The following is a 19,880-nucleotide window of genomic DNA, read 5'->3' as shown; positions in this document are numbered from 1 at the left end:
AATTGCTTTAATTATCGCCAATATAAGTTTAAAAGCGAGATCCCCGGTTCGTTCGTCCCTCCACGCCCGAGGATGACGGTGTAGGTATACAAATGTTACTGGTGAGAGTTTAAAGCTAACCTTAGAACCATAGGCGACCTCATACCGAACCTTACACTGAAACCAGCAAAGTTCAGTACACGATAAGGGAGTGAAAAGTTAATCACCTGCCCGCGCCACATCATTCCCTAGTGCTAGAACGAGTTCATAGGGAGTCTCGCTTTTAAAAACTGAGTGATATATACGTATTTGATAACGGAGGTTTTGATATAGAGATGAAGCTTGGCTGCGGGGTCAACTCGTGACCTGGTATCTCAAATAGCTTTAGTGTGTTTCAGATGCGAAAAAGGCTCATCATTTCTGATGAGCCTTTTTCAAATTGGAGCGACACACGAGGTTCGAACTCGTGACCTCAACCTTGGCAAGGTTGCGCTCTACCAGCTGAGCTAGTGTCGCATTTGCTTTATCGAGATAAAGACTTGTAGATGGTGCCCCGGGCCGGACTTGAACCGGCACAACGCGAACGTCGAGGGATTTTAAATCCCTTGTGTCTACCAATTCCACCACCAGGGCACGCAATTCTTTATTGCGATGCCGATTACTGAAAAGTAAAACACCATCTTATGCTGATGCCAATCAACATACAAAATTTGGAGCGACACACGAGGTTCGAACTCGTGACCTCAACCTTGGCAAGGTTGCGCTCTACCAGCTGAGCTAGTGTCGCATTTCATTATTCTTCTCTTAAACAAGAGATATAATGGAGGCGCCTCCCGGAGTCGAACCGAGGTCCACGGATTTGCAATCCGCTGCATAGCCACTCTGCCAAGGCGCCTTACTAACTCCAATTAAATCGCTCATTGCCATCCTCTTGGGTACGGGGTGCATTCTACGGATTCGAGCGGATGAGTCAATAATATTTTTGTATTTTTAATTCGTTTGAATAGATTTCATACTAAACAGGCTAAATAGCTGACTTTATGTGCAAAACGCACCGTGTATCGGCTATTCAAAAGAGATCTATATCACATTAGATATCCAGTATTGATTATTTGACCTTAGGTTAAAGATCAAAAAAGCGAGCCTCAGCTCGCTTCTTCATCAATGGTGTTTTTCGTCTAACAAATCGTCTTTGGCGGCCATTAAGTATTGTGCCATCGACCAGTAGGTTAGAATCGTTGCAACGTAGAGCGCGATATAGCCAACCCAAATCATCCAATCGTCATAGCGCCAGATAAGCACCCACAACGCGAACATCTGAGAAACCGTCTTAACCTTACCGACCCAAGAAACCGCAACGCTTGCACGTTTACCGATTTCAGCCATCCATTCGCGAAGCGCAGAGATGATGATCTCGCGAGCTATCATGGTCACAGCTGGAATAGTGACCCAAATTGAGTGGTAATGCTCGGTAATCAAAATAAGAGCCGTCGCCACCAGTACTTTGTCTGCGACTGGGTCAATAAAGGCACCAAAACGAGACGTTTGCCCTAACTTACGAGCAAGCATGCCATCTAACCAGTCAGTAAAACCCGCTACCCAAAAAACCATCGCAGCAGCAAAAGGAGCCCATTGGTAAGGTAGGTAAAAAACAACAACGAATACTGGGATCAAAAATAGTCTCAGTAAGGACAAAATGTTAGGTATATTCAAACGCATATTATTGGGCTCTTATTAATTGCGCTTTAATGGTGCGGGATTTTTACTATTGTTTCAATGCTTGATAAATGTTTTCTGCCAAAGAATGACTAATGCCCGGCACTTTGGCTATTTCTTCAACAGTTGCACGCTTAAGTTCTTGTAAGCCACCCATGTATTTCAGCAAAGCTTGGCGACGCTTTGGCCCTATCCCTTCAATTCCTTCCAAGGCACTGGTTCGGCGCGTTTTACCACGCTTCGCTCTATGCCCTGCAATCGCATGATTATGGCTTTCGTCACGAATATGCTGAATAAGGTGCAAAGCGGGAGCATCACTTGGCAAATTAAACTCTTCCCCTTCAAGGGTAATGAGAGTCTCTAAACCAGGTTTACGCGTCACGCCTTTGGCAATACCCATCATTCTCGGTCTGAAAGGCCAATCTCCCCAATATTGAGAGATAATCTCATGAGCGCGGTTAAGTTGCCCTTTACCCCCATCGATAAAGATAATGTCTGGGATCTTATCAACATCAAGTTGCTTCGAATAACGTCTCTCAAGCGCCTGAGCCATTGCTGCGTAATCATCACCGCCGGTAATGCCTGTGATGTTGTAACGACGATACTCGGGCTTAACAGGGCCTTCTTGATTAAACACCACACAAGACGCGATGGTACTTTCACCCATGGTATGACTGATATCGAAACATTCCATGCGCTTAATTGCATCCATCGACAGCACTTCTTGAAGTTCTTTGAAACGCTGATTAATCGTCATTTTGTGATTAATTTTAGTGGTAATCGCCGTTAACGCATTAGTGTTCGACAATTTAAGATAACGACCACGAGTACCGGAAGGGTTTGTGTTGAAGTGGATCTTGCGACCCGCTACTTCACACAAGGCTTCTTGAATAGGAGTGACGTCTTCCATCAAATCAGCATTCAGAATCAAACGAGTTGGAATGGTTCTCGCTTCATTATGTGCTAGGTAATACTGGCTTAAGAAGCTAGAGAAAACCTCTTCACGTACCGTATTGTTCGGAATTTTAGGGAAATGGCTTCTACTGCCCAAGACTTTGCCTTGGCGAATCATCAAGATATGAATACACGCCACGCCATTCTCTTGAGCAAAGCCCAACACATCCATATCTTCCATGGAGTCGTCAGATACGTATTGCTGTTCTTGCACGCGTCGAATCGCTTGGATCTGGTCACGGAAAGTCGCAGCTTGCTCAAAACGAAGCTCACGGCTTGCTGTATCCATCTTATCGATGAGCGTTTCAAGCACTAACTTATCTTTTCCTTGCAGGAATAAACGAACATAGTCGACCAGTTCGCTGTACTCTTCGTCAGAAATGATTGAGCTAACACATGGCGCAGCACAACGGCCAATCTGATACATCAAGCAAGGACGAGTTCTGTTGGCGTAAACCGTATCTTCACACTGGCGAGCAGGGAAGATTTTTTGGATTAGGTGTAGTGTCTCACGCACAGCGCCGGAGTCAGGGTAAGGACCAAAGTATTCACCTTTTTTCTTTTTAGCACCACGGTGCATCGACAAACGAGGATGCTTGTGACCGCTAATGAAGATATAAGGGTACGACTTATCATCACGCAGGAGCACGTTATATTTTGGCAGGTACTGCTTGATGTAGTTGTGCTCAAGAATAAGAGCTTCGGTTTCCGTGTGCGTTACAGTGACATCAATCTTTTCGATGTTGCTGACTAGAGCCCGTGTTTTTTCACTGTCGACTTTTTTACGGAAATAACTAGAAAGGCGTTTTTTGAGGTTCTTAGCTTTACCGACGTAAATAACGACAGCCTCAGCGTTATACATTCGATAAACGCCGGGCTGCTCGGTTACTGTCTTGAGGAATGAGACTGAGTCAAACAAGTTGGTCACTATACGATCTCAGTGTTAAAGGGTCTCAGTGTCTAACATTCCATGTCTAATCGCTAAGTGCGTCAGCTCTACATCACCACTGATATCCAGTTTGCTGAACAAACGGTAGCGGTAACTATTGACTGTCTTAGGACTTAGATTGAGTTGTTCTGAAATATCCGTCACTTTCTGACCTTTGGTAATCATCATCATGATTTGAAGTTCACGTTCAGATAAGTCTGCGAATGGATTTTCAGACGCAGGCGAGAATTGGCTCAAAGCCATCTGCTGCGCAATTTCTGGTGAAATGTATCGCTGGCCACTGTTGACCACTCGAATTGCATTGACCATTTCATCCGGACCTGCCCCTTTAGTAAGGTAACCAGCAGCTCCAGCTTGCATCACTTTAGTTGGAAACGGATTTTCCGTATGAACAGTTAAAACGATGATTTTAACATCAGGGTTGAAACGCAAGATCTTCTTGGTTGCTTCTAAGCCACCAATACCAGGCATATTCATATCCATCAAAATAACGTCAGTATTGTTAGTACGACACCATTTTGCAGCATCTTCACCGCTTTCAGCTTCCCCTGCTACGTTCATTCCACGGACGTCTTCAATAATACGTCGTATCCCTGTGCGAACCAGCTCGTGATCATCTACAAGGAAAACATTTATCAAACTTGTATCTCCACACTATTAATTGGCTCTGCAACCACTGTGTCGTTTCATCTGTTTGAAACAATCGGACAAAGGAACAGTGGATCGCAGCATTGAGTACATCTTAACTTAATTACTAAAAAAAAGCTCTGTTGAATATGTGCTGAAACACTAACTTTAGCAAGTACTTATTTATAAACAAGTAAACTAAAATCATAAGCTTTCACTAAAAATCAACTAGTTAAAACAACACCCAATAAAATTACATAAGATAAAGATATTTTCAATACCATTAAATGGCCATTCTCGACTATTTCACTTTTTTGCTTACAGAGTCCCGTTATCTACTGCTGTTAACAAGTATTTAATGACTATCTTCGCAGCCTATTGTGCGTAATCTGGCGCTAGATGGTAGTATTCACTCCCCCATATCAATAGGTTATTACATTGGATATTCAGCAAGGCTTTGTACTTACAAGACAGGCGAGAGATTTTTCTGGGCGTACACAAATCGACTTGTGGTTAAGCACGCCTCAAGGCCCTACTCTTCTGACTATTCAAAACGAAAAGCCGGTATTTTTTGTTGCTCAATCTGATGTGGCCGCTTGTGAGGTTATTGCGACTAAAGAGTCGATAGACTGCCAATTTAAACCGCTTGAGATCGCGACCTTCGAACAAACCCCTCTCGCGGCTTGTTATACCTCACTATCACGAAGCAGTTTTGGTTTGGCACAAGCCTTTAACAACGAAGAAATCCAGACTTTTGAGAGCGATATTCGCCTTGCGGATCGCTTCCTAATGGAACGTTTTATCAAAGGAAGTATTGAGTTTACTGGAACGGCGGTACAAAAAAATCAACATCGTCGAGTCTCCAATGCTAAGTGCAGAGCGGGTAACTACTTACCCTCGCTTTCGATGGTTTCTCTGGATATCGAATGTTCAGAAAAAGGCGTGCTCTACTCTATTGGTTTAGACAGCCCGATGGACAGCCGAGTGATCATGATTGGGGAGCCACAACAAGCCGAAACCAAGATCCAGTGGGTCGCTAATGAGAAAGCACTGCTCGAAGCGATGATCGCATGGTTCTCTGAATTTGACCCCGACATCATCATTGGTTGGAATGTCATTGACTTCGATTTTAGGCTCTTACACAAGCGGGCGGAATGGAATGAGGTAAAGCTCAATATCGGTCGAGACAATCAACCTAGCTTCTTCCGTAGCTCAGCACAAAGCCAACAGGGCTTTATTACTATTCCAGGGCGTGTCGTTTTGGATGGCATCGATATGCTGAAAACAGCAACCTACCACTTCAGATCTTGGTCGCTTGAATCAGTCTCACGCGAACTACTTGGTGAAGGTAAGGATATTCATAACGTTCATGACCGCATGGATGAGATTAATCGAATGTTCAAGTTCGATAAGCCCTCACTGGCTAAGTACAACCTGCAAGACTGTGTGTTGGTAAATCGAATCTTCGAACACACCCACCTACTCGATTTCGTTATAGAGCGCTCTCGCTTGACCGGAGTTGAGCTAGACCGTGTTGGCGGATCTGTTGCAGCCTTTACCAATTTATATTTACCTCAGATACACAGAGCAGGTTATGTTGCCCCGAACCTAGAGCCAGAGAACTGGATTGCTAGCCCCGGAGGCTATGTGATGGACTCAATTCCTAACCTGTATGACTCCGTTCTGGTGCTCGACTTCAAAAGCCTATACCCGTCCATCATTCGTTCATTTTTGATTGACCCTATGGGGTTAATCGAAGGGTTGAAATTGGAAATCGGCCCAGCTGAAAACCAAGCCGTTGATGGCTTTCGCGGTGGGCAATTTCACCGCACCAAACACTTTTTACCAGAGATGATCGAAAACCTTTGGGCTGCTCGTGACGTCGCAAAGAAGAACAACGAAAAAGCCTTCTCTCAAGCCATTAAGATCATTATGAACTCTTTCTACGGCGTGTTAGGTTCCTCTGGCTGCCGCTTCTTTGATACTCGCTTGGCGTCATCAATCACGATGCGTGGTCATGAAATCATGAAACAAACCAAGGTTCTGATCGAAGACAAGGGCTACCAAGTAATTTATGGGGATACCGATTCGACTTTCGTTTCCCTCAATGGCAGTTATGACCAAGATCAAGCCGACGAGATTGGCCATCAACTGGTCGCTTATATTAACAACTGGTGGACTGAGCACCTAAAAGAGACCTATAACCTGACCTCAATTCTTGAATTAGAATACGAGACCCACTATCGAAAATTCCTGATGCCAACCATTCGTGGTTCGGAAACAGGCTCGAAGAAGCGCTATGCCGGTTTAATCAACCAAGGCGACCAAGAGAAGATCATTTTCAAAGGGCTTGAGAGCGCGCGAACAGACTGGACACCACTCGCGCAACAGTTCCAACAAACCTTGTATGAAATGGTCTTCCACGACCAAGACCCAACCGACTACGTCAGACAGTTTGTTGATGAGACTTCAGCAGGTAAGCATGACGACTTGCTGGTTTACCAAAAGCGCCTGCGTCGCAAGTTGCATGAGTACCAAAAGAACATTCCGCCACAAGTTCGGGCTGCCAGAATGGCTGATGAGGTCAATGCAAAACTAGGGCGCCCACTTCAGTACCAAAACAAAGGACGTATTGAATACTTGATTACCTTGAATGGCCCAGAGCCCAAAGAGTATTTGAAGAGTGGTATCGATTATCAGCATTACATCGATAAGCAGATTAAGCCGGTGGCAGAAGCAATCTTGCCTTTCATTGGTTTAGATTTTGAGAGAGTCAGTGGGCAGCAATTAGGCTTATTCTAAGATTCGTATCGAGGTTCAATCAAAACAAAAAAGCAGAGGAATGTTCAATTCGCTCTGCTTTTTATATCTGTAGGTTGCGAAGTTCTATCCGATTCGAAACTCTGTTTTCTGATATTGCTTAACCAGCCATTCCCCAAACCCATCCAGAATGCCGATCACTGAACGTTTCGGAATCGGTCGGCCTGAAAGCAATATACCCAGTCGTTGGATTTCGACCTCTCTGTCTGGGTGATACTTCAAGAACTGCTGACCACAAGCAACGGGGTTATCAAACCAATACTTATCACGGTACATCACCAAAGAGTAGCTTGCTCGTAGCAGCTTCTTGGCGATGATCACTTGCGCTGAGACTTGCTGTTCAGGCGTTGTTGCTCGCGCAATTTTGTTTCGATATACCGCTAACCAGTTTTCAACGTCCATATTCCAATGCTTGGCTATTTCCCAACTAGTTTCGAAATCACCATAACAATCTGATAAGTCTTCACCGTATACACACACCGACAGGTGCTTGAGCATAAAACCCCACGTGAAGATATTGTCGAAGTCGACCACTTCACTCACCAATGTGGTTTTTATTGCCACTTGAGTGACCTGTGGGGAGCTCTTTTGGAAGCGCCATTTAATGGTGTTTAACAGCGTAGTTCGCTGCTCAGGAAACGGACGGTGTGTCACCACAACCACGTCAAGATTTGAGCGACCGGCTACCGCTTGCTTGCGAGCAACACTGCCATAAATATAGACACTGTGAAGATTAGAACCCAGCCCACCTTTTAAGAAGGTAATCAGATCGTTAACCACAGGTTGAAATTCGGGTTGAAAAGGCTGTGTAGGGTCAATAACAGGTAACTGCATAGGTCGTTTCGGCAAATAAAATCATGATTTAACTGTGACTCTATGATCGCTTAGGTGACTTTATGATTCAAGCTATTCCTATTTATAGCATCTCCGAGATATAATCAGCGGATAGACCCACTAAGGACAAACACAAAATGCCTAGAGCAAGTGAAATTAAAAAAGGTTTTGCTATCACAGTAGAAAGCAAAACAGTCATTGTTAAAGATATCGAAGTAACAACACCAGGTGGCCGTGGCGGTCAAAAGATTTACCGTTTCCGTGGTAACGACGTAGCAACTGGCGTTAAAACTGAAGTTCGCCACAAGGCTGACGAAATCGTTGAAACGATCGATGTAACAAAGCGTGCAGTAATGTTCTCTTACGTTGATGGCAACGAGTACATCTTCATGGACAACGAAGATTACACACAATTCATCTTCAACGGTGAAACTATCGAAGACGAACTACTGTTCATCAACGAAGACACTCAAGGTATGTACGCTATCCTTATCGACGGCAACGCAGCAACACTTGAGCTACCAACGTCTGTTGAGCTAGTTATCGAAGAGACTGACCCTTCAATCAAAGGTGCATCAGCGTCTGCTCGTACTAAGCCTGCTCGTCTTTCTACAGGTCTGACTATCCAAGTACCTGAGTACATCGCGACTGGCGACAAAGTAGTAGTAAACACTGCTGAACGTAAATACATGAACCGCGCAAGCTAAGATACTTATTATGACCGAAGCTAACGACCTAATGTCTTATGACGACGCAATTGATACTGCATACGACATCTTCCTAGAGATAGCACCCGATAACCTTGAACCTGCAGATGTGATTCTATTCACGGCTCAGTTTGAAGACCGTGGCGCTGCAGAGCTTGTTGAAACAGGTGATGATTGGGTTGAACATGTTGGCTTTGAAGTCGACAAAGAAATCTACGCAGAAGTGCGCATTGGTCTTGTGAATGAAGCTGATGACGTTCTAGACGACGTATTTGCTCGCATGCTAATCAGCCGTGACCCAGAGCATAAGTTCTGTCACATGCTGTGGAAGCGCGACTAATACGACTGCTGGCGCTCAACTTCATGAGTAAACAAGCACTCATGTAAACGAGTTAAAAATCTAGCCGAGCCACTTGCTCGGCTATTTTTATCACGCTACTTCCTTGCATGAGAACTCTCTTTCTTTATCAACTTTATATTCACTGATATGACCAAAGCAAAAACAGACACACAATCCAAAGGCTATGCTTGCATTGGCCTAGTTAACCCAAAGACGCCTGAAAACGTAGGCTCTGTAATGCGAGCGGCTGGCTGCTACGGCGCTAACTCTGTGTTCTACACAGGCACAAGATACGATCATGCGCGAAAATTCCATACCGACACCAAAGAGAAGCACTTAGAGCTGCCACTGATTGGTGTTGAAGAGCTGAAAGACATTATTCCAGTAGGCTGCGTGCCTGTGGCCGTTGATCTGATTGAAGGTGCGAAGCCTCTACCGGATTACAAACACCCACCACGCGCGTTTTATATTTTTGGCCCAGAAGATGGCACGCTAAAGAAAGAGATCACTGATTTCTGCCGCGACACGATTTACGTTCCAACCAATGGTTGTATGAACCTCGCTGCATCTGTGAACGTGGTGCTTTACGACCGCTTGGCGAAGGGTGATAACTTTTCGAATCATAAGTAGAAGATACGAGATACGAGATACGAGATACGAGATACGAACAGATTATAGATGCGCGTAAACGAGATAAGAGATGCGAAGAGCACGCTTACTGCGTTTATGGCAGCATGCTTTCGATACTCGATTACTCGCATCCCGCACCTTCTATTTGCTTAGATGTAAAAAAACCTGCTCAATGAGCAGGTTTTTTAGTATTCAGAGCTTTAAGACAATAAAGCTTTAAGCTTAAGAAGTCATGTAATTACTGACGTGTTCTTGGCTTAGCTGGTTTAGCCGGACGACCATTGTTCATCTTTGGCTTGCTTTTGTTAGCCTGAGGCTTGCCTTTTGCTGCTGGTGCACTGCGACCTGAATCAGGTGTTGTAGTACCACGAGTAGCTGGCTTCTTACGTTTAGCTTGGTTGCTACGGCCTTTTGGCGCATTTGCGCGCTCTTCGTGACGCTTAACAGCGCGACGAATTTTCTGGCTACGAGAACGCTCACGCTTGCGAGAAGTGTTTGAAGGATCAAGGTCCAACAGTGTCTCTTTCTCTGGCTTAAGTTCTACAAGCTCACGCAGGTAGTTTACTTCTTGAAGATCTAGCTCTTTCCAACCGCCACGAGGCAGTTTCTTGTCAAGGTAGATATCACCGTAACGTACACGCTTCAAGCGGCTTACTGTTGTTTCTTGTGATTCCCAAAGACGACGAACCTCACGGTTACGACCTTCGTTAATCGCTACGTAGAAAGTATGGTTCATACCTTCACCACCAGCGTAAACCACATCTTCGAAACGAGCCATGCCGTCTTCTAGTTCAACACCGCGCACAAGGTTCTTAACCTTCTGTTCAGTAACTTCACCAAATACACGTACTAGGTACTCACGCTCAACCTGACGGCTTGGGTGCATTAGACGGTTTGCAAGTTCACCATCGGTAGTGAAAAGCAAAAGACCAGACGTGTTCGCATCAAGACGACCAACCGAAATCCAACGAGAACCACGGATCTTAGGTAGACGATCGAAAACTGTGCGGCGACCTTCAGGATCATGACGAGTACATAGCTCACCTTCAGGTTTGTAGTAAGCTAGTACACGACAAACCACTTCTTCAGACGCTTTACCTGAAACAGTATGGCCATCGATACGGATCACTGAGTTCTCGTCTTCAAGACGCTCGCCCAGTTTCGCAACTTGCCCGTTAACACTTACACGGCCAGATTTGATTAAACCTTCTAGTTCACGACGAGAACCGTGACCAGCTCGCGCTAAAACCTTCTGTAATTTTTCGCTCATTTACTCTTTTCTACCTAATTGTCGTCTTCACAGACGTCGAATGAATTTTTCGCGACCAAATCGCGGTCGCGTATTATCGCAAATTACCTGCCAAAAAGCACTTGTTATTTACTTATGGCAGGCGCTCTGTATCGTTACAGGCTGTTAACCAGTAATGCGATTATTCAAACGGCGCTGGATCACCGGCACCACGGCGCAGAATGACAGCATCATCGTCGCTGAAGTCAATCACTGTGGTCGGTTGTTCACCTAAGTAGCCACCATTCAAAATAACATCAACAGCGTGTTCTAGGCTGTCGCGAATTTCTTCTGGATCCGACTCTGTTGTCTCATTACCCGGTAAGATAAGAGACGTAGACATCAATGGCTCACCCATCGCTTCTAACAGGTCTAGAGCGATCTTGTTGTCTGGTACACGAATACCAATGGTTTTACGTTTCGCGTTCATCAAACGCTTTGGCACTTCTTTGGTCGCTTTAAAAATAAACGTATAAGCACCTGGCGTATGGGCCTTAAGCAGACGAAAAGCAACGTTATCTACGCGTGCATACAGTGACAGTTCAGACAAGTCACGGCATAACAGAGTGAAGTTATGCTTATCGTCGATACGACGAATCTTACAAATACGTTCTAGTGCTTGTTTGTTCTCAAGCTGACAACCCAGCGCATAGCCTGAGTCTGTTGGATAAACCACAACACCGCCATTACGAACAATCGCAACCGCTTGATTGATTAAACGTGCTTGTGGGTTATCTGGGTGTACATAAAAAAACTGGCTCATTATTGATCCTCGTTATCGAATCTCTCGACTCTATCATCAGAAGGAGCTGCTTCACTTAGATACTGACATCGCTATCAGATGGTGAAACCGTTTGAAACTCCCAATCTTTCCATACTTCTTCGACCCCAGAAGGTAACCAGAGATTGCGTCCAAGTTCCATCCAAGGGGATGGATAATGGAAGTCACTGCCTTGGGAGGCTAATAGTTTGTATTGTATAGCATAATCCGCAAGAGTGCGTCTTTCTTGTTGTGCTTGTTGAGGTTGTGCCACTTCCATCGCGTCGCCTTTTGCCTCAACAAATGCAGTCAGTAGGCGCTTAACCCACTTAGCAGTAAAACCATATCGGCCTGGGTGCGCTAATACCGCTTGCCCACCAGCGGCGTGAATGGCCGTGACAGCATCACTCATTGAGCACCAAGTTGGTGGCACGTAACCCGGGTTATTGCGAGTAAGAAACTTTTTGAACACTTGCTGCATGGTTTTCGCATAACCGTTATCGACTAGCCACTTAGCAAAATGGGCGCGAGTGATCGGTGCATCGCCAGCAATCAACTTAACCTCTTCTAATACCCCTTCGCGTGTTGCTTTCTCAAGGCGCTGGGAAATCAGTTCGGCACGGCCAATACGGTGCTGCTTCTGTTGTTCAATAAGAGCTTTCAGCTCTGGTGACTCAGGGTCGACGTTTAAACCAACAATATGAATATCTTTGTTTTGCCATACTGTTGAGATTTCGATGCCATTTATCAGCTGAATAGGAAGATTGTTATCCGCAATATAGTTACGCGCTTCAGCAAGCCCATCCGTCGTATCATGATCTGTAATCGCTAACGCTTCGATGTTAAAGCTTAGCGCTCGGTCAATTAGCTCAGGTGGAGTAAGTCGGCCATCTGAGGCTGTTGTATGACTATGTAGATCAATTCTCATATATTCTTTTTCGTTGTTTTCAATTTTTATCGTTATATTTGTGTCAACACACTTGACCCGCAAGCGGAAAACTAGTTAACTAGTACACAAATACGAAGTATCACATTTGATAGGTTCACCATGTTACAAGAATTTAACCAAGACCATAAAGATAAAGTTTTAGAACTTTCTTCAGTAGAAGCAAGTTCAGAGCTTAATTGGTGGCGCACTTGGACAAGTTCTTGGTGGGCTAACGTATACTTCTAATTAAACAGTTTGTTTATAAAAAAGTTATCACTAAGCCCGCTTCCATAGCGGGCTTTTTAATTTGTCGAACATCTCACATTCAACTGACTAACAAATCATCGAATTGACCATATTCTAGATTGGGTGAAAGGTATCTTTATGCGACTATGTACGGCAGGAAATTTAAAGAATCATAAAGGAGGTCTTGTGAACAAGGCCATTGAAATCAAAAAGCTGGGAACCATTGAGGTCATCAATTCTTCAGTTCCTTACTCGCAAGATCCAACCAGTGTTTTCCATACCTTGTGTGAAAACAAAACGGACAGTTTGCTGTTGGAATCTGCTGAGATTGAATCTAAACAGAACCTGACAAGCCTACTCCTTATCGACTCTGCTGTTCGCATTGTATGCCGCGAACATGAAGTAACCTTTCAAGCCCTGACTGAAAACGGTCAAGCGCTTATCGAACACCTAACTCAAAACGTGAAAGCAGAGATTAAATCTGATTTGACGGATAACTTACTGACGCTGACTTTTGTTGAGTCGAGCAACGAATTAGACGAAGACTCACGCTTAAGAGAAGCTTCTTCTTTCGATGCACTACGTTTGGTTCAGCACAGCTTTGAGCAAGACGCTGATAATAAGCACGCGTTATTCATGGCTGGCCTATTCGCTTACGACATCGTGGCGAACTTTGAACCGCTAGGCGATGCTGAAGCAACCAACAACTGCCCTGACTTTGTATTCTACGTGGCTGAAACCCTGCTTCGTTTCGACCACCAAGAGAACCAAGGCCTGCTTCATGCAAGCTTGTTCACTAACGATGAAAGCATCAAAGCACAACTAACTGAGCGTTTAGCCGACATTCAAACGCAATGTCAGTCACTGAAAGCAATCACAGAAGTGACACCACTAGACAACGTGGAAGCGGTACCAAGCGTTTCTGATGAAGATTTCTGTCAAACGGTTCGTGACCTAAAAGAATACGTAGTAAAAGGCGATGTGTTCCAAGTCGTACCATCACGCCGCTTCACGCTGCCTTGCCCCGCTCCACTGGCAGCTTACAAAGAACTAAAACAAAGTAACCCAAGCCCTTACATGTTCTACATGCAAGATGAGCTATTTACGCTGTTTGGTGCCTCTCCAGAAAGCGCGCTGAAATACGAAACTGAAACCAACCAAATTGAGATCTACCCAATTGCGGGTACTCGTCGTCGCGGTAAGCGTCCTGATGGTCAAATCGATTTCGACCTAGACAGCCGTATCGAGCTTGAACTGCGCACCGACAAGAAAGAAAACGCTGAACACATGATGCTTGTCGACCTAGCTCGTAACGACGTAGCGCGCATTGCCGAAGCTGGCACTCGCCACGTGGCAGACCTGCTAAAAGTAGACCGCTACAGCCATGTCATGCACTTGGTTTCTCGTGTTGTTGGTCAGCTACGTGAAGATTTAGATGCCCTACACGCTTACCAAGCTTGTATGAATATGGGCACCCTAACAGGCGCGCCAAAAATCCGTGCAATGCAGCTTATCCGTGATGTAGAAAAAACGCGTCGTGGTAGCTATGGCGGTGCGGTAGGTTACCTAACAGGTGAAGGCACGTTAGATACCTGTATCGTAATTCGTTCTGCTTACGTTGAAGATGGTGTGGCACAAGTGCAAGCTGGCGCAGGTGTGGTATTCGATTCAGACCCACAAGCAGAAGCAGATGAAACTCGCGGCAAAGCGCAAGCGGTCATCTCAGCGATTCAAGCTGCTCACACTAAAAACATCTCTAACAAGAAGGAGTCGTAATCATGGCTGATATTGTATTCATCGATAACTTCGACTCGTTCACTTACAACCTTGTAGACCAGTTCCGCTCATTGGGTCACAACGTAAAAATATACCGTAACAACATCTCTGCAAAGGTAGTGGAAGCGGCAATCAACGAACTAGACAACCCTGTTGCTCTACTTTCACCAGGTCCTGGCGCTCCAGCAGACGCGGGCTGCATGCCTGAGTTAATTCAGCTGCTAAAAGGCAAGGTGCCAATGATTGGTATCTGCTTAGGTCACCAAGCGATCGTTGAAGCTTATGGAGGCACCGTTGCAGGCGCAGGCGAAATCATTCATGGTAAGGTGTCGATGATGGAGCACCAAAATCATGCGACTTACCAAGGCTTACCTTCTCCACTGGCTATTGCTCGCTACCACTCTCTGGTTGCTACCCATGTATCAGATAGCCTAACGGTAACCGCTGAAGTCGATGGTTTGGTCATGTCTGTGGTTCAAGAACAAGACAAAGTATGTGGATTCCAATTCCACCCAGAATCAATTATGACAACCTACGGTGCAACGCTTCTAGCGAACGCTATCGAATGGGCTCTTGAGAAGAACGACACTCTTGATAAAAAGGCTAACTAGGAAACGATCATGGAACAGATTAATAAACTTTACGAACAGCAGTCTCTTACTCAAGAAGAAAGCCAACAGTTATTCGACGTTATCATCAAGGGTGAACTAGACCCAATCCTGATGGCTTCTGCACTGACTGCACTGAAAATCAAAGGCGAGACGCCAGAAGAAATCGCCGGTGCGGCGAAAGCACTGCTTGCTAATGCAAACCCGTTTCCACGCCCAGATTACGATTTTGCAGATATCGTAGGTACAGGCGGCGACGGTCACAACACCATTAATATTTCGACAACTTCAGCATTTGTTGCCGCGGCATGTGGTTTAAAAGTTGCGAAACACGGTAACCGCAGTGTATCGAGCAAATCAGGCTCTTCTGACCTACTGGATTCGTTTGGCATCAACCTAGCGATGACGGCGGAAGACACGCGTACGGCTGTCGATGAGCTTGGCGTAGCATTCCTATTTGCTCCGCAATACCACGGTGGCGTGCGTCACGCGATGCCAGTTCGTCAAACGATGAAAACACGTACTATCTTCAACATACTTGGCCCACTAATTAACCCTGCTCGCCCTAACATCGAGCTAATGGGTGTTTACAGCAAAGAGCTTGTACGCCCTATCGCAGAAACCATGCTGCAAATGGGCATGAAGCGCGCGGCGGTTGTTCACGGTAGCGGACTTGATGAAGTCGCCATTCACGGCGAAACGATCGTTGCGGAGATCAAAGATGGAGCAATTCACGAGTACACAGTGACACCGGCAGACTTTGGTTTGAACACTCACCCGCTTGAAGCAATCAAGGGCGGCGAGCCAGAAGAAAACAAAGCTATCACAACAGATATCCTGACGGGTAAAGGCACTGAAGCCCAAGTTGGCGCAGTAGCCGTGAACGTTGCTCTATTGATGCGCCTATTTGGTCACGAAGACCTAAAAGCCAACGCACAACAGGCCATTGACGCGATGAACTCTGGCAAAGCCTACGAGCTTGTACAAAAGCTTGCTGCTCACGCCTAACGAACGACGAATTGAGACAAAGAACATGACACAGACTACCGATAAACTGTCGACCCACGTTTTAGTTAAAGAAGCTGAAATGGCGGAAGTATTAGCAAAAATCGTTCGTGATAAATACCAATGGGTTGAAGCGCGTAAACAAGCTCAGCCACTGGAAGGGTTTAAAGCAGCGTTAACCGCAGCAGACCGCAGTTTTTATGATGCACTGAGCGGCGAACAGACGGTTTTCATTACTGAATGTAAAAAGGCATCACCGTCAAAAGGTTTGATCCGTGACGAGTTCGACCTGGACTACATTGCATCGGTTTACAACAACCACGCTAACGCAATTTCAGTGCTGACCGACGAAAAATACTTCCAAGGTGACTTTGAGTTTTTACCTAAGGTTCGCAGCATCGCTAAGCAGCCAACCCTGTGTAAAGACTTCATGGTGGATACCTACCAAGTTTACTTAGCTCGTCACTACTCGGCTGATGCTATCTTGTTAATGCTATCGGTATTGGATGACGAAGAGTACCAAGCTCTTGCTGAGGTTGCTCACTCACTCAACATGGGTGTCCTTACTGAAGTCAGCAACGAAGAAGAGTTGCATCGCGCAGTCGCTCTGAACGCTAAGGTGATCGGCATTAACAACCGTAACCTGCGTGACCTGTCGACGGATTTGAATCGTACAAAAGAACTAGCCCCACTACTGCGTGAACTAGCACCTAATGCAGTCGTAATTTCCGAGTCTGGTATCTACACACACCAACAAGTACGTGACCTTTCAACATTTGCAGATGGCTTCCTAATTGGCAGCTCTCTTATGGCAGAAAAGAACCTCGAACTGGCCGTTCGCAAAGTAACGCTTGGCGAAAACAAGGTATGTGGTTTAACCCACTCCGATGATGCAGCAAAAGCGTACCAAGCTGGCGCGGTATTCGGTGGTCTGATTTTCGTTGAAGCGTCTAAACGTCATGTGGATATTGAAGCGGCTCGTTTGACGATGAGCGGCGCACCTTTGAACTACGTCGGTGTGTTCCAAAATCATAGTGTTGCGGACGTAGCTCACACAGTTTCAGAGCTCGGTTTGTTTGCTGTACAACTGCACGGCGATGAGTCTCAAGCGTACGTTGATGAACTTAAACAGTCACTGCCTGAAAGCGTTGAGATTTGGAAAGCTTACGGTGTGGCTTGCGACGCTGAGAGCGCGTTACCAGAATTACTGGAAAGCAACGTGACTCGTCACCTGCTAGATACCAAAGTGGGTTCTCAAACTGGCGGTACCGGTCAAGCGTTCGATTGGAGCCTGATCAACAACCAAAGCGCAATCATGTTGGCCGGTGGTCTAAACCCAGAAAATGCTAACCAAGCGGCTAAGTTGGGCTGCTTAGGGTTAGACCTAAATTCAGGTGTTGAATCTGCTCCAGGTAAAAAAGACGCAGACAAACTGCAACGCGCTTTTGCAGAGATTCGTAATTACTAGTCAGGCTTTTAAAAGCAATAATCAGCACTAGAGCTAGAAAGCGGAAATTAAAACACATTTGTGAGCTTTGCCTTGCGAGGCTCAAACAAGACTAAAAGACTTGGTGTGAAGACACGCCAATAGAATTGAAGGAATAAGATAATGGCTAAACTCGATGCCTACTTCGGTGAATACGGTGGTCAATACGTACCGCAGATCCTAGTGCCAGCACTAGACCAACTTGAACAAGCATTTATCGATGCACAAGCCGATCCTGAGTTCCGCAGTGAATTCATGACGCTTCTTCAAGAGTACGCGGGTCGTCCAACGGCACTAACGCTAACTCGCAACCTAACTAAAGGTACAAAGACCAAACTTTACCTAAAACGTGAAGACCTACTTCACGGTGGTGCACACAAAACCAACCAGGTACTTGGTCAGGCTCTACTTGCTAAGCGTATGGGCAAAAATGAAATCATCGCTGAAACAGGTGCGGGTCAACACGGTGTGGCGACGGCTCTCGCTTGTGCTCTATTGGGTCTTAAGTGTCGCGTTTACATGGGTGCTAAAGACGTTGAACGTCAAAGCCCGAACGTGTTCCGTATGAAGCTAATGGGCGCAGAGGTTATCCCTGTTCATTCTGGTTCTTCTACGCTAAAAGATGCATGTAACGAAGCACTTCGTGACTGGTCTGCAACTTATGAAGATGCACACTACTTACTAGGTACGGCTGCGGGTCCTCACCCATTCCCAACCATCGTTCGTGACTTCCAACGCATGATTGGTGAAGAAACCAAGAACCAAATTCTAGCTCGTGAAGGTCGCCTTCCTGATGCTGTTATCGCTTGTGTTGGCGGCGGTTCAAACGCTATCGGCATGTTTGCTGATTTCATCGAAGAAGAAACGGTTCGCCTAATCGGTGTTGAGCCAGCGGGTAAAGGTATTGATACCGACCAACACGGCGCGCCGCTTAAGCACGGTAAAACAGGTATCTTCTTTGGTATGAAAGCACCATTGATGCAAGATGAGAACGGCCAAGTAGAAGAGTCTTACTCTGTATCTGCGGGTCTAGACTTCCCATCAGTTGGCCCTCAACACGCTCACCTGAACGCAATTGGCCGTGCTGAATACGAAAACGTAACCGATGATGAAGCGCTAGAAGCGTTCCAATCTATCGCACGTAACGAAGGTATCCTCGCAGCGCTAGAGTCATCTCATGCTTTAGCTCATGCAATCAAAATGGCTCACGACGAACCAGAAAAAGAACAACTATTAGTCGTTAACTTGTCTGGCCGTGGTGACAAAGACATTTTCTCTGTACACGACATCCTTAAAGAGAAAGGAGCACTATAATGGATCGCTATCAATCACTCTTCACTCGCTTAGCTGAAAAGAATCAAGGCGCATTTGTACCATTCGTAACGGTTGGCGATCCTAACCCTGAACAGTCTCTTAAGATCATGGAAACTTTGGTTGAAGCAGGTGCTGACGCCCTTGAACTTGGTATCCCATTCTCAGATCCACTGGCTGATGGTCCAACAATCCAAGGTGCGAACATTCGTGCGTTAGATTCTAAAGTAACGCCGGATGTGTGTTTTGATCTTATTGGTCAAATCCGCGCGAAATACCCAGAGCTACCAATCGGCCTACTGATGTACGCGAACTTGGTTTACGCACGTGGTATTGAGAACTTCTACGAGCGTTGTGCGAATGCTGGTATCGATTCAGTATTGATTGCAGACGTACCAACTAACGAAAGTGGTGAGTTTGTTGCGGCCGCGAAGAAGTTTGGCGTTCACCCAATCTTTATTGCTCCGCCAACAGCGAGTGATGAAACGCTTAAGTCTGTTTCAGAACTAGGTGGTGGCTACACTTACCTACTTTCTCGTGCTGGCGTAACAGGTGCAGAAACCAAAGCAAACATGCCAGTAACCGCACTGCTTGATCGTTTGAACAAGTTCGACGCGCCACCAGCACTACTAGGTTTCGGTATATCAGCTCCAGAGCAAGTAAAAGAAGCGATTCAAGCAGGCGCTGCCGGTGCTATCTCTGGCTCAGCGGTTGTGAAAATCATTGAAAACAACGTCGAACAACCAGAAGAAATGCTTAAAACACTGGCAGAATTCGTTGTACCGATGAAAGCGGCAACACAGAAGTAATCTTTAGCATTCGCTAAACACCAATTTAGATTCTAAAAGGCACCACAGATGTGGCTGTCTCTTGATCACAAGTCTGGTTAATCAAGAGACTTGGCGAGTTCATACCC

The 19,880-nt window shown here is 45.7% G+C and carries 18 protein-coding genes, 4 tRNA genes and 1 other annotated feature; of the genes, 11 read left to right on the top strand and 11 right to left on the bottom strand.

The window, feature by feature from the left end; all coding sequences use genetic code 11:
* Positions 1-419: 419 nt before the first annotated feature.
* The 7 genes from JC606_RS14840 to uvrY form a co-directional block, all read right to left on the bottom strand.
* Positions 420-495, bottom strand: a tRNA-Gly gene (locus JC606_RS14840).
* Positions 496-525: 30 nt separating this feature from the next.
* Positions 526-612: transfer RNA gene (locus JC606_RS14835), tRNA-Leu, on the bottom strand.
* Positions 613-690: 78 nt separating this feature from the next.
* Positions 691-766, bottom strand: a tRNA-Gly gene (locus JC606_RS14830).
* Positions 767-800: 34 nt separating this feature from the next.
* A tRNA-Cys gene (locus JC606_RS14825) sits at positions 801-874 on the bottom strand.
* 266 nt (positions 875-1,140) lie between these two features.
* Positions 1,141-1,698 (bottom strand): CDP-diacylglycerol--glycerol-3-phosphate 3-phosphatidyltransferase, encoded by a 558-nt coding sequence (pgsA, locus tag JC606_RS14820; RefSeq protein ID WP_004741263.1) that lies wholly within the window; start codon positions 1,696-1,698, stop codon positions 1,141-1,143.
* A 46-nt stretch (positions 1,699-1,744) separates the two neighbouring features.
* On the bottom strand, positions 1,745-3,577 hold the full coding sequence (gene uvrC / locus JC606_RS14815) for an excinuclease ABC subunit UvrC (protein ID WP_137407459.1): 1,833 nt from the start codon (positions 3,575-3,577) through the stop codon (positions 1,745-1,747).
* 15 nt (positions 3,578-3,592) lie between these two features.
* Complete coding sequence (gene uvrY, locus JC606_RS14810) at positions 3,593-4,237, bottom strand: UvrY/SirA/GacA family response regulator transcription factor (protein ID WP_004729778.1); 645 nt, start codon at positions 4,235-4,237, stop codon at positions 3,593-3,595.
* Positions 4,238-4,663: 426 nt separating this feature from the next.
* On the opposite strand from uvrY, the gene JC606_RS14805 reads away from it, so the two are divergent.
* Entirely contained in the window at positions 4,664-7,027 is a 2,364-nt protein-coding gene (locus JC606_RS14805; RefSeq protein WP_137407458.1) for a DNA polymerase II, read from the top strand.
* Between the two features lie 84 nt (positions 7,028-7,111).
* Here JC606_RS14805 and JC606_RS14800 read toward each other — a convergent pair whose 3' ends face one another.
* A complete protein-coding gene (locus JC606_RS14800; protein WP_137407457.1) occupies positions 7,112-7,879 on the bottom strand; it encodes a nucleotidyltransferase domain-containing protein in 768 nt (255 codons plus the stop codon).
* A gap of 137 nt (positions 7,880-8,016) precedes the next feature.
* Here JC606_RS14800 and efpL point away from each other — a divergent pair, with 137 nt between their 5' ends.
* The 3 genes from efpL (at position 8,017) to JC606_RS14785 (ending at position 9,556) form a co-directional block, all read left to right on the top strand.
* Positions 8,017-8,586, top strand: coding sequence for an elongation factor P-like protein EfpL (efpL, locus tag JC606_RS14795; RefSeq protein WP_004741259.1), 570 nt, complete (start codon positions 8,017-8,019; stop codon positions 8,584-8,586).
* 10 nt (positions 8,587-8,596) lie between these two features.
* Positions 8,597-8,926 carry an HI1450 family dsDNA-mimic protein gene (locus JC606_RS14790; protein ID WP_198778872.1) on the top strand — a complete coding sequence of 110 codons (330 nt, stop codon included), beginning with the start codon at positions 8,597-8,599 and terminating at the stop codon, positions 8,924-8,926.
* A 147-nt stretch (positions 8,927-9,073) separates the two neighbouring features.
* Positions 9,074-9,556 (top strand): RNA methyltransferase, encoded by a 483-nt coding sequence (locus JC606_RS14785; protein ID WP_004741257.1) that lies wholly within the window; start codon positions 9,074-9,076, stop codon positions 9,554-9,556.
* A 238-nt stretch (positions 9,557-9,794) separates the two neighbouring features.
* Here the strand turns inward: JC606_RS14785 and rluB are convergent, their stop codons facing one another.
* From rluB to rnm, 3 genes are all read right to left on the bottom strand, one after another.
* Positions 9,795-10,826, bottom strand: a complete 1,032-nt coding sequence (gene rluB, locus JC606_RS14780) for a 23S rRNA pseudouridine(2605) synthase RluB (RefSeq protein ID WP_004741256.1) — start codon at positions 10,824-10,826, stop codon at positions 9,795-9,797.
* 160 nt (positions 10,827-10,986) lie between these two features.
* The gene (locus JC606_RS14775) at positions 10,987-11,607 is read right to left on the bottom strand and encodes an L-threonylcarbamoyladenylate synthase (protein WP_004741255.1); all 621 of its coding nucleotides are present in this window, start codon (positions 11,605-11,607) and stop codon (positions 10,987-10,989) included.
* 55 nt (positions 11,608-11,662) lie between these two features.
* On the bottom strand, positions 11,663-12,532 hold the full coding sequence (rnm, locus tag JC606_RS14770) for an RNase RNM (protein ID WP_198778871.1): 870 nt from the start codon (positions 12,530-12,532) through the stop codon (positions 11,663-11,665).
* Positions 12,533-12,652: 120 nt separating this feature from the next.
* Between rnm and JC606_RS14765 the strand changes: the two genes are divergently transcribed.
* The 7 genes from JC606_RS14765 to trpA all read left to right on the top strand — a co-directional run bounded on the left by JC606_RS14765 (position 12,653) and on the right by trpA (position 19,773).
* On the top strand, positions 12,653-12,778 hold the full coding sequence (locus tag JC606_RS14765) for a hypothetical protein (RefSeq protein ID WP_004741253.1): 126 nt from the start codon (positions 12,653-12,655) through the stop codon (positions 12,776-12,778).
* Positions 12,725-12,839: a sequence feature (Trp leader region), on the top strand. It overlaps the preceding gene by 54 nt.
* A 125-nt stretch (positions 12,840-12,964) precedes the next feature.
* On the top strand, positions 12,965-14,554 hold the full coding sequence (locus JC606_RS14760; protein WP_198778870.1) for an anthranilate synthase component 1: 1,590 nt from the start codon (positions 12,965-12,967) through the stop codon (positions 14,552-14,554).
* Between the two features lie 2 nt (positions 14,555-14,556).
* A complete protein-coding gene (locus JC606_RS14755; RefSeq protein ID WP_019821126.1) occupies positions 14,557-15,165 on the top strand; it encodes an aminodeoxychorismate/anthranilate synthase component II in 609 nt (202 codons plus the stop codon).
* Positions 15,166-15,174: 9 nt separating this feature from the next.
* Complete coding sequence (trpD, locus tag JC606_RS14750) at positions 15,175-16,170, top strand: anthranilate phosphoribosyltransferase (protein WP_137407454.1); 996 nt, start codon at positions 15,175-15,177, stop codon at positions 16,168-16,170.
* A gap of 25 nt (positions 16,171-16,195) precedes the next feature.
* The gene (gene trpCF / locus JC606_RS14745; protein WP_198778869.1) at positions 16,196-17,635 is read left to right on the top strand and encodes a bifunctional indole-3-glycerol-phosphate synthase TrpC/phosphoribosylanthranilate isomerase TrpF; all 1,440 of its coding nucleotides are present in this window, start codon (positions 16,196-16,198) and stop codon (positions 17,633-17,635) included.
* A 141-nt stretch (positions 17,636-17,776) separates the two neighbouring features.
* Entirely contained in the window at positions 17,777-18,967 is a 1,191-nt protein-coding gene (trpB, locus tag JC606_RS14740; protein WP_061032809.1) for a tryptophan synthase subunit beta, read from the top strand.
* A complete protein-coding gene (gene trpA, locus JC606_RS14735) occupies positions 18,967-19,773 on the top strand; it encodes a tryptophan synthase subunit alpha (protein WP_198778868.1) in 807 nt (268 codons plus the stop codon). Before trpB ends, trpA begins: the two co-directional genes overlap by 1 nt.
* Positions 19,774-19,880: the final 107 nt, after the last annotated feature.

Source organism: Vibrio sp. IB15 (genome assembly GCF_016406055.1).
Taxonomy (GTDB): domain Bacteria; phylum Pseudomonadota; class Gammaproteobacteria; order Enterobacterales; family Vibrionaceae; genus Vibrio; species Vibrio chagasii.
Note: the sequence above shows the minus strand (reverse complement) of the source record. Positions and strands in the feature narration are given on the sequence as shown.